General features: G+C 74.9%; 11 protein-coding genes. 6 read left to right on the top strand and 5 right to left on the bottom strand.

All coding sequences use genetic code 11. The annotated features are described in order from the left end of the window. The first annotated feature begins 20 nt into the window (after positions 1 to 20). Complete coding sequence (locus ACZ5OX_RS11955; protein ID WP_465629773.1) at positions 21 to 449, top strand: PaaI family thioesterase; 429 nt, start codon at positions 21 to 23, stop codon at positions 447 to 449. Positions 450 to 545: 96 nt separating this feature from the next. Next, on the top strand, positions 546 to 1376 hold the full coding sequence (locus ACZ5OX_RS11950; RefSeq protein ID WP_465629772.1) for an SDR family NAD(P)-dependent oxidoreductase: 831 nt from the start codon (positions 546 to 548) through the stop codon (positions 1374 to 1376). Between the two features lie 100 nt (positions 1377 to 1476). Here the strand turns inward: ACZ5OX_RS11950 and ACZ5OX_RS11945 are convergent, their stop codons facing one another. Together ACZ5OX_RS11945 and ACZ5OX_RS11940 are read right to left on the bottom strand one after the other, a co-directional pair. Then, complete coding sequence (locus tag ACZ5OX_RS11945) at positions 1477 to 1926, bottom strand: CBS domain-containing protein (protein WP_449787750.1); 450 nt, start codon at positions 1924 to 1926, stop codon at positions 1477 to 1479. A 102-nt stretch (positions 1927 to 2028) separates the two neighbouring features. Further along, positions 2029 to 3021, bottom strand: a complete 993-nt coding sequence (locus tag ACZ5OX_RS11940) for a slipin family protein (protein WP_449787751.1) — start codon at positions 3019 to 3021, stop codon at positions 2029 to 2031. Between the two features lie 148 nt (positions 3022 to 3169). Here ACZ5OX_RS11940 and ACZ5OX_RS11935 point away from each other — a divergent pair, with 148 nt between their 5' ends. Next, entirely contained in the window at positions 3170 to 3958 is a 789-nt protein-coding gene (locus ACZ5OX_RS11935) for a uracil-DNA glycosylase (RefSeq protein WP_465629771.1), read from the top strand. A 113-nt stretch (positions 3959 to 4071) separates the two neighbouring features. Here ACZ5OX_RS11935 and ACZ5OX_RS11930 read toward each other — a convergent pair whose 3' ends face one another. Further along, positions 4072 to 4950, bottom strand: a complete 879-nt coding sequence (locus ACZ5OX_RS11930) for a CHAD domain-containing protein (RefSeq protein WP_465629770.1) — start codon at positions 4948 to 4950, stop codon at positions 4072 to 4074. Positions 4951 to 5150: 200 nt separating this feature from the next. Here ACZ5OX_RS11930 and ACZ5OX_RS11925 point away from each other — a divergent pair, with 200 nt between their 5' ends. From ACZ5OX_RS11925 to ACZ5OX_RS11915, 3 genes are all read left to right on the top strand, one after another. Next, entirely contained in the window at positions 5151 to 5825 is a 675-nt protein-coding gene (locus tag ACZ5OX_RS11925) for a hypothetical protein (RefSeq protein WP_392879896.1), read from the top strand. Between the two features lie 151 nt (positions 5826 to 5976). Continuing rightward, positions 5977 to 6780: a DsbA family protein gene (locus tag ACZ5OX_RS11920; RefSeq protein WP_465629769.1), complete on the top strand. Its 804-nt coding sequence runs from the start codon at positions 5977 to 5979 to the stop codon at positions 6778 to 6780. Between the two features lie 89 nt (positions 6781 to 6869). Next, a complete protein-coding gene (locus tag ACZ5OX_RS11915; protein ID WP_465629768.1) occupies positions 6870 to 7520 on the top strand; it encodes a vitamin K epoxide reductase family protein in 651 nt (216 codons plus the stop codon). A 7-nt stretch (positions 7521 to 7527) separates the two neighbouring features. Here the strand turns inward: ACZ5OX_RS11915 and ACZ5OX_RS11910 are convergent, their stop codons facing one another. Next, entirely contained in the window at positions 7528 to 8028 is a 501-nt protein-coding gene (locus ACZ5OX_RS11910) for an NUDIX domain-containing protein (protein WP_465629767.1), read from the bottom strand. 119 nt (positions 8029 to 8147) lie between these two features. Next, positions 8148 to 9236, bottom strand: coding sequence for a serine hydrolase domain-containing protein (locus tag ACZ5OX_RS11905; protein ID WP_465629766.1), 1089 nt, complete (start codon positions 9234 to 9236; stop codon positions 8148 to 8150). Between the last annotated feature and the right edge of the window lie 4 nt (positions 9237 to 9240).

Below are 9240 nucleotides of genomic sequence, written 5' to 3'. Positions count from 1 at the left end.
TCCCCGCGCACAATGGCGCGATGACCCTCACCACCGCCGACGCGGACAAGCTGTTGACCGAGCACTTCGCCCCCTGGGTGCGGGACCTGGGGCTGTCGACCGTCGAGACCGGCGAGCGCCACGCCGTACTGCGGCTGCCCTGGTCCGACCGGCTCGCCCGCCAGGGCGGCGCGCTGTCCGGCCAGGCGCTGATGGCCGCCGCCGACACGGCCTGCGTGATCGCCCTCTCGGCCGCCCGCGGCGGCTTCGGCCCGATGACCACCGTCCAGCAGTCCACCACCTTCCAGCGGGCCGTATTCGCCCAGGACGTCCTGGTGCACGCCCGGATCACCAAGCTCGGCCGCCGGATCGCCTTCCTCGACATCACCCTCACCCCCGAGGGCGCCGCAAGCACCGAGGACACCGCAGACCCGGCCGCCCACGCCACCGCCGTCTACGCCCTGGGGTGACCCGGCCACCACCCGGGTGTCACACCGCCGTGCCCGCCGGTGTCCTGATGCCGCCAGGTCATCGGACCCCGTCATCGGACACAGTGGAGCGCACACATGAGCAAGGTCTGGTTCGTCACCGGTTCCTCCCGCGGCCTCGGCCGCGCCTTCGTCGAGGCGGCCCTGTCCCGCGGCGACAAGGTGGCCGCGACCGCCCGCGACACCGGGCGGCTCGGCGACCTGATCGCCGCCCACGGGGACGCGGTGCTCCCGCTCCCGCTGGACGTCGCCGACCGGGACGCCGTCCACCGCGCCGTCCAGCGGGCCCACCGGCACTTCGGCCGGCTCGACGTCCTCGTGAACAACGCCGGATACGGCCTGTCCGGCGCCGCCGAGGAACTCTCCGAGGAGCAGCTGCGCGACCAGCTGGACACCAACCTGTTCGGCCCGCTGCGGGTCGTCCAGGCCGCACTTCCCCTGCTGCGCGCCCAGGGCTCCGGGCACATCGTCCAGATCTCCTCGGTCGCCGGCGTCGCCGCGTTCCCGCTCGGCGGCGGGTACTGCGCCTCCAAGTGGGCCCTGGAGGGCCTGAGCGAGGCGCTCGCCCAGGAGGTCGCCGGGTTCGGCGTCAAGGTGACCGTGGTCGAGCCGGGCAGCTACGCCACCGACGCGGTCGCCTCCGCCGTACGCGCCGAGGCCGACCCGCACTACGACGGGCTGCGCGCGGCCTTCGCCGCCCACGCCGCCTCACTCGACGTCGGCGACCCGGCCGCGGCGGGCCGGGCCCTGCTCCGGCTCGTCGACGCCGAGCGGCCGCCGCTGCGGGTGTTCTTCGGCGCCCAGGGCCGACCGATGCTCCAGCAGGTCTACGCCGACCGGCTGGCCGGCTGGGCCGAGTGGGCCGAACTCTCCCTCGAGGCGCACGGCCCCGCCGCCCCGGCCGCCTGACCGGCACGACCAAGCGGCCGTGGCTCCACCCCGGCGGGGGGCGGGGCCACGGCCCACGTGCGCACGACGGCGTCAGCCCCCGGGCGGTCGCCCCGGGCGGTCAGCCCTGGGCGGCCCCCGCGGGCGCCTCCTCCGCGCAGACCGCCGCCACGAACTCGGCGACCCGTGCCTGCGGCAGACCGCGCGCGATGTCCGCCTCGCTGATCATGCCGACCAGCTTGTGCTCCGGATGGTTGATCACCGGCAGCCGACGCACCTGGTACTGCTCCATCACCCGCAGCACCTGGTCACAGTCCTCGTCCGCTTCCACCGTCATCGGCCGCCCCTGCGCCAGTTCGCCCGCCGTCACCGACGCCGGGTCGCGGCCCTCGGCGACGCAGCGCAGCACGATGTCCCGGTCGGTCAAGATCCCCGACAGCTTGTCGCCCGGCCCGCAGATGGGCAGGGCGCCCACATGGCGTTCCCGCATGATCCGGGCGGCGGCCGCGAGCGTCTCGTGCTCGCGGATGCACTCCGCGCCCGGGTGCATGATGTCGCTGGCTTTGGTCATGGTCCGCCTCCTGACCTGGCTTCCCTTCTCTCGTCCATCGTGGTCCGGGTGGATGGCCGACGCCACCGGGGCCGTCCGGCCCGTCCCGCCCGGGCGGTGGGCTCAGCCCCCTCCGCCCGGCCCGGTGGCCTCGTCCGGCTCGATCCGACCGTCCGGCGACTCCGTACGGTTCAGCGGCGAGCGCTCCAGCACCTCCTCCAGCGGCGGGAGTTCGTGCCGGGGCTGGTCCGGTTCGAGCTCCTCCTCCGGGACCTCGCCGCTCTCCACCGCCTCCTCCGCGGCCTTCGCCCCGGCCGCGGCCGCGGCGGCCGTGAGCAGGTTCCGCTGCTGGACCTCCGTCGCGCTGTCGAGGAAGCGCAGCAGCTCCACCGGGAACGGCAGCACCAGCGTCGAGTTCTTCTCCGCGGCCACCTCCACCACGGTCTGCAACAGCCGGAGTTGGAGCGCGGCCGGGGTCGCGCTCATCACCGCCGCGGCCTCCGACAGCCGCTCCGAGGCCTGGTACTCGCCGTCCGCGGTGATGATCCGGGCCCGCCGCTCCCGCTCGGCCTCCGCCTGCCGGGCGATCGAGCGCTTCATCGACTCCGGCAGCGCGACGTCCTTGATCTCCACCCGGTCGATCTCGATGCCCCAGCCCAGCGCCGGACTGTCGATCATCAACTCCAGCCCCTGGTTGATCGGTTCCCGGTTGGCCAGCAGGTCGTCCAGCTCGCTCTTGCCGATGATCGAGCGCAGCGAGGTCTGCGCGACCTGGGAGATCGCGAAGTTGTAGTCCTGCACGTTGACGGTGGCCTTCACCGGGTCCACCACCCGGAAGTAGACCACCGCGTCCACCCGCACGGTCACGTTGTCCCGCGTGATGCCCTCCTGCGCCGGAATCGGCATCGTCACGATCTGCACGTTCACCCTGCGCAGCCGGTCCGCGATCGGCATCAGCGCCACCAGCCCGGGAGCGCGCACCTCGTCGCGCACCTTCCCGAAGCGGAACACCACGCCCTTCTGGAACTGCTGGACGACCCTGATGCTCATGCTCGCCCAGATCGCCCCCAGCCCGGCGAGCCCCGCGAGGGCGCCCAGCACCGCATCGACGATCATCGCGGCCTCCTTGCGGCCTGCGCGCACACCGGCGCGTCCGGCCGGCCCCGACCCGGACCGGCCGGGGACCGCCGGAGCAACTGATTCCACGCTACGCCTGCCCGGCCGACGCCGGAACGAACGCCCGGAAGCCCCTAGGATCTCGACCATGCCGACCGTGGCCGCGCCCTCCTCCCCCGCCGACGACCCGGACGACCCCCGGCACCCCGCCGAGGCGGCCGCCCGGGCCGGCACGCTCGCCGCGCTGGACCGCGTCGTCACGGGCTGCCGGGCCTGTCCGCGCCTGGTCCAGTGGCGCGAGGAGACCGCCCGCACCAAACGCCGCGCCTACCAGGACTGGGACTACTGGGCCCGCCCCATCCCCGGCTTCGGCCCGCCGGACGCCCCGCTCGTCCTGGTCGGCCTCGCCCCCGCCGCCCACGGCGCCAACCGCACCGGCCGGATCTTCACCGGCGACCCCTCCGGCGACCTGCTCTACGCCGCCCTGTACGAGCTCGGGTTCGCCAACCGCGCCGTGTCCGTCCGCCACGGCGACGGGCTGGAGCTGTCCGGCGTCCGGATCACCGACCCGGTCCGCTGCGCCCCGCCGGACAACAGGCCCAGCACCGCGGAACGCGACACCTGCCGGCCCTGGATCAGCCGGGAGCTGGAGCTGATGCGCCCCACCGTGCGCACCGTCGTCGCCCTCGGCGGCTTCGCCTGGCAGGCGATGCTGCCGGTGATCGCCGACTCCGGCTGGCAGGTCCCGCGGCCCCGCCCCGCCTTCGGCCACGCCGCCCTGGCCACCTTCCCGGCCCGCGACGGCGGCCCGGAGCTGCGGATGTACGGCTGCTACCACGTGAGCCCCCGCAACACGAACACCGGTCGGCTGACCACCACGATGCTCCGCGACCTGCTGCGCGAGGCGGCCCGCTCGGCCGGGCTCGACCCCCGGTAGCCCCAAGCGCCGCCGCGCCCGCAGGTGCACCCGGGTGCCGACCGAGCAGGACACCGCAGGGCGCGCCCGTGTCCCGGGGCACGCCGCCCGGGCGGTCCCAGGCCGCCCGGGCGCTAGCCGAACCGGGCCAGCTTGCGCTTGCCCGCCCGTCGCCAGACGTCCGGCAGCCGCCGCCGGGCGGCCTCCTCGGTGGCCAGCTGGCGCCCGTACAGGACCCCGTAGCCGAACGGCTCGCCGCTGCCCGCCGCGTGGGCGGCGAGCGTGTCGGCGGCGACCACCGCGTCCTGGTGCTCGCCCAGGACGTCCTGGACGGCCTTCATCCGCCGGGCGTAGCGCTCGGCCCGGGCGCCGATCGCCGCGGCGGCCGTCTCGCCGGCGTAGCGGGCGCGCTTGGCCGCCTTGCGGGCCTGGTGGAGGGCGACTGCCTGGTCCGCGGGGGCGGCGGCGAGGGCGGTGCGGACGCGCTCGGCGGTGCGGTGCTGCTCGCGGGCGGCGATCCGGGAGAGCTCCGGGACCGCGCTGCGGGCGGCGCGCGGTCGCAGCGGCGGGTCGGCGAGCAGGGTGGCGAGGGCCTCGCCGAGGGCGCGGCGGCGGGGGCTGTCGAGGGCGGCGACCACCTCGGGCCACACCTCGCGGTACTCGGCCCGGCCCCAGCCCTCCAGCGCGGCGGCGACCCGCTGCGGCTCGCACTCGGCGGGCAGCTCGCGGGCCTCGGCGGCCAGGCGCTCGGCCAGCACCTCGCGGTCCCGTGCCGCGCCGAGGGCGGCGGCGAGCCAGCGCAGGTCGGCGACCAGCTCGTCGGTGGCACCGGGGATGAACAGCCGCCGGAAGGTCCGCAGGGCGCTGCGCAGCCGGCGGCAGGCGACCCGCATCCGGTGCACGGCGTCCGGCTCGTCCGCCCGGACGGCGTCGTCCAGGCCGGCCAGTTCCGCCGTCTGCGCCCCGATGCGGGCCAGCAGCACCTCCCCCACCGTGGGATCGGGTCTCGCCATGCGTGCTCGCCCCCTCGCCGGGTCAGCGGGAACGTCTTCCAGACTAATCCGCGGACGGCCGCTGTCGACCGGGCGGCAACCCGGCGGGTGACCCCGGCCGAACTCGTGGCGGACCTCGCAGGCTACTGAGCGCGCGTCAGCCGCACCAGGGACCTACGGGCCCTCGTGCCGGGCGCGGACCCCATGACATACTCCGGAGCGTGACGACCTCCTCCCCCACGACCAGGGCCCTGCGGGCCGCGGTGTTCACCGCGCTCGCCGTGCCCATGGCCGCGCTGGGCCAGGTCGTCATCACGGGCCGCCCGCTGCCGCTGACGCTGGTGGCCTCGGCCGGTGCCGTCGTCTTCCTGGTCGCCGCCGTGCTGGCCGGCGGGGAGCGGCGGATGCTGCACATCTCCGGCGTGATGGTGCCGGTCGAACTGCTGCTCAACACCACGTTCAACCTGGGCCAGGCCGGCTGTTCGCCGGTGCTGACCGGTCAGGTGCCCGCACGCGGGGTGAACCTGCTGGTCTGTGGCGGCGGTTCGGTGGACGGCTCACTGCTGGCAGGCCCGCTGGGCCACGCCGGGCAGCTGGCCCCCGCCGCGACCCAGCTGCTGCTCCTGCTGGTGCACGTGGTGATCGCCCTGGCCGCCTCGGCCTGGCTGCGGATGGGCGACGCCGCCCTGTCGGGCCTGGCCCGGGCGCTGTGCGCACTGCGCCAGTCGCTGGCCGCCCCGCTGCACGCCCTGGTCGTCCTGCTGGTCCCGGCTCCGGTGCGTCCGGTGCTGCGGGTGCCGCTGCCGGAGTCGGACCGTGCCCGGCCGCGCCGCGAGGACGTGGTGCTGAGCCCGGCGCCCCGGCGTGGCCCGCCCGCCTTCGCGCCTGCCTGCTGATCACCCCTCCCGGCTGATCCCCGCGTACCCGGCCGAACGGCCCCGGTACGCCCGCAGGCAGTGCGCACGACTCCCGCGTTCACCGACCCAGCCGCACCCGGTGCGGCTCCCCGCGCGCACCCGCGCGCCGCGTACAGGAGTTGACTTCCCCATGTCGCAGGACAAGAACAAGAAGCGCGTCAGTGCCCGTGAGCGGATCCAGGAGGCGCAGCGCCGCGAGAAGCAGGCCGCCAAGCGCCGTCAGCGGATCGTGGTGACGGTCTCCGCCGTCGTCGTCCTGGCCCTCGCGGGCGGCGTGGCCGTCGCGATCGGCTCGGCCTCGGACAAGAACGACAAGTCCTCCGCCGCCGCCTCGGCTCCGCTGGTCGTGCCCGCCAACGCCTCCGGCCCGAACGGCACGGTGATCACCTACGGCAAGGCGGACGCCCCGCACACCATGGAGATCTACGAGGACTTCCGCTGCCCGGTCTGCAAGCACTTCGAGGCGGCGAACGGCGAGACCGTCAAGAAGCTCACCGAGGACGGCCAGATCAAGGTGGACTTCCACCTGGCGGCCTTCCTGGACAAGAACCTCGGCGGCAAGGGCTCGCGCACCGCGCTGGCCGCCGTCGGCGCCGCGCTGAACGAGGGCGTGGACCAGTTCAAGGCGTTCCACGACGTGCTGTACGCCAACCAGCCGGACGAGCGCGAGGACGGCTTCGGCGACGTCAACCACATCCTGGACCTGGCCGGCCAGGTGCCGGGGCTGAAGACGGACGCCTTCGTGAAGGCGGTCACCGACCGGACCTACGCCCCGTGGGCGGCCAAGGTCTCCGACGCGTTCAACGACAGCGGGGTGACCGGCACGCCGACCGTCAAGGTCGACGGCAAGCAGATCAACCTGTTCGCCGGCAACGCCTCGGTCTCGCCCGAGCAGTTCACCGCGCAGGTGAAGCAGGCCGCCGGCCTCCAGTAGGCCACGGCCCCGCACGTACGGCACCACCCGGCCCGGCCGAACTCCCGGCCGGGCCGGCTCCTCCCAGCCAGCCATCGGAGTGTGCTGCCATGTCCGCCGCTACCACCGTGCACCCGCCCCGCTCCGCCCCCGACGACGCCGGCCGGGCACCGGTCGCCGCCGGCCGGGCCTACGCCTTCCTGCTGTTCCTCGGCGGGCTGGTCGGGCTGGCCGCCTCGGCCGTCCTGACCTTCGACAAGCTCCGCCTCCTGGAGAACCCCTCCTACGTCCCCAACTGCAACATCAACCCGATCATCAGTTGCGGTTCGGTGATGCGCACCGAGCAGGCGGAGGTCTTCGGCTTCCCGAACCCGCTGCTCGGGCTGGCCGCCTTCGGCGCGCTGGCGGCGATCGGCGCGGGGCTGGTCGCCGGTGCCGCGTACCGGCGCTGGTTCTGGCTGGGGCTGAACGCGGGCACCGCGGTGGGCGTGGTGTTCGCGCACTGGCTGATCTACCAGGCGCTGTACGACATCGGCGCGCTCTGCCCGTACTGCATGGTGGTGTGGGCGACGGTGGTGGTGTTGTTCTGGTACACCACGCTGCACAACCTGCGCTCGGGCGTGATCCCGGTGGGCCCGGGGCTGCGGGCGGCCGTCCGGGAGGCGGCCCGGTACCACTGGGCGCTGCCGGTGCTGTGGGCGGCGGTGATCGCACTGCTGATCCTCAACCGGTTCTGGTACTACTGGAGCACCCTGCTCTGACCGGCCCTCACCCGACGTACCCGGGCGAGTGCAGCAGCGCGGCGGCGCCGGTCCGCCGGGCCTCCAGGGCCCCGGTGAGCCGGCGTGCCGCACCGGGCTGCAGCAGGACGGCCGCCTGGGCCGGGGTGAAGTACCCGTGGTCGGCGATCTCCTCGGCCTGGGCCCGGATCACCGCGCCGGCCGCGACCGTCCCGCCGTCGAACATGAACTGCACGGCGGGGTGGGCGTGTTCGCCCTGGTCGGGGATCGCGTCGCGCCACTCCACGACGAGCAGCCGCAGCGGACCGGCCAACAGCCCCGTCTCCTCGTACAGTTCGCGGGCCGCGCACTCGGCAGGCCCCTCCCCCGGGTCCATCCCGCCGCCGGGGAACTGCCACTGGTCACGGTAACTGGCCTTCAGCAGCAGGATCTTGCCCGCCTCGTCGGTGAGCAGCACACTGCACCCGACGTAGGCGCGCACCAGCCCGGCGAGCCACTCCTGCTCCGAGAGTTCCCAGGTGTCCGTCATCGCGCCTCCTCCGCCGACTGCCGCTCTCGGAGGACAATCTTCCGCAATCCCCCTCCACGAAACGGCGGTTCGCGCCGAATCCACCCGAATGAGTGCCGCCGGCTTGCCTCGGACGCGCGTCAGCCGAACACGGCCCGCCGGAAGGCGTTGCGCAGTTCGGTGAGCCGCTCGATGGCACGGTCGTAGTGCACCTTGTTGGTGAGCAGCAGGGCCCAGCGGCCGAGCCGCCGGGAGACCCAGAAGCCGGTGCCGGTGAAGCCGTAGTGGACGAAGGTGCCCTCGGCCGGGTCGGTGCCGGGGGCGTACAGCCAGGACAGGCCGCGGGCGGGGAGCAGGCCGCCGGTCTGCTCGCGCAGCGACTCGTCGATCCACGCCCCGCCCCAGCGGAGCCCGGGCGGCGGGGCGAGCACCGCGGTGAGGAAGCGGGCGAGGTCGCGGGCGGTGGAGAAGGCCCCGGCGTTGCCGGAGACCCCGCCGAGCAGCCGGGCGGAGGGGTCGTGGACGACGCCGCACAGGTGGGTGCCGGCCGCCTCCTCGTACTCGGTGGGCGCGGTACGAACGGCGAGCGCCGCGTCGAGCGGACCGTAACGGGTGTCGGCCATGCCGAGCGGCGCCCAGACCAGGCACGCGGCGAGCTCGTCCAGCGGCGCGCCGCCGAGATCCTCCACCAGGTGGGCGAGCAGGACGGCGGCCCGGTCGGTGTACTCGACGACCGTGCCCGGCGTCCGGCGCAGCGGCGCGGCGAGGACCCCGGCCCGGATCGCCGCGGACTCCCGCCCGTAGAGCTGCTCGAAGCGGGTGTACGGGAGCATCCCCGCTGTGTGGGCGAGGAGTTGACGGGCCGTCACGGCCCCGGCGGGGCGCCCGGCGGCCGGCGACCACCAGCGGCCGAGCGGTTCGTCCAGCGGGAGCCGGCCGGACTGCCACAGCACCCCGGCGCAGGGCCAGAGCGCGACGACCTTGGTGAGGCTGGCGAGGTCGTACAGCGTGTCCGGCCCGGGTCGCAGCCGCGCGTACGGGCCCTGCCCGAGCACGCCGTGGGCACCCCCGCCGAGCGTGCCGCCGGCATCGCCGACCGCCCAGACGGCACCCGCCCCGACGGTGCGGACGCCGTCTGCGACCAGCCGGTCCAGCTCCCCGCCGGGCGCGGCCAGGCCGGGGAGCCGGTCCGCTCCGGGCGCCCCGGGTCCAGGTGCTCGCCGACTCATCCGT

The sequence above is a fragment of the Kitasatospora sp. NPDC032121 genome, assembly GCF_055580145.1.
Note: the sequence above shows the minus strand (reverse complement) of the source record. Positions and strands in the feature narration are given on the sequence as shown.

What these genes read in the sequence shown, in the direction of transcription:
- ACZ5OX_RS11910 (WP_465629767.1), bottom strand. Translation starts at nt 8,028, where the DNA reads ATGACGGACACCTGGGAACTCTCGGAGCAGGAGTGGCTCGCCGGGCTG.
- ACZ5OX_RS11915 (WP_465629768.1), top strand. Translation starts at nt 6,870, where the DNA reads ATGTCCGCCGCTACCACCGTGCACCCGCCCCGCTCCGCCCCCGACGAC.
- ACZ5OX_RS11905 (WP_465629766.1), bottom strand. Translation starts at nt 9,236, where the DNA reads ATGAGTCGGCGAGCACCTGGACCCGGGGCGCCCGGAGCGGACCGGCTC.
- ACZ5OX_RS11935 (WP_465629771.1), top strand. Translation starts at nt 3,170, where the DNA reads ATGCCGACCGTGGCCGCGCCCTCCTCCCCCGCCGACGACCCGGACGAC.
- ACZ5OX_RS11920 (WP_465629769.1), top strand. Translation starts at nt 5,977, where the DNA reads ATGTCGCAGGACAAGAACAAGAAGCGCGTCAGTGCCCGTGAGCGGATC.
- ACZ5OX_RS11950 (WP_465629772.1), top strand. Translation starts at nt 546, where the DNA reads ATGAGCAAGGTCTGGTTCGTCACCGGTTCCTCCCGCGGCCTCGGCCGC.
- ACZ5OX_RS11940 (WP_449787751.1), bottom strand. Translation starts at nt 3,021, where the DNA reads ATGATCGTCGATGCGGTGCTGGGCGCCCTCGCGGGGCTCGCCGGGCTG.
- ACZ5OX_RS11930 (WP_465629770.1), bottom strand. Translation starts at nt 4,950, where the DNA reads ATGGCGAGACCCGATCCCACGGTGGGGGAGGTGCTGCTGGCCCGCATC.
- ACZ5OX_RS11955 (WP_465629773.1), top strand. Translation starts at nt 21, where the DNA reads ATGACCCTCACCACCGCCGACGCGGACAAGCTGTTGACCGAGCACTTC.
- ACZ5OX_RS11945 (WP_449787750.1), bottom strand. Translation starts at nt 1,926, where the DNA reads ATGACCAAAGCCAGCGACATCATGCACCCGGGCGCGGAGTGCATCCGC.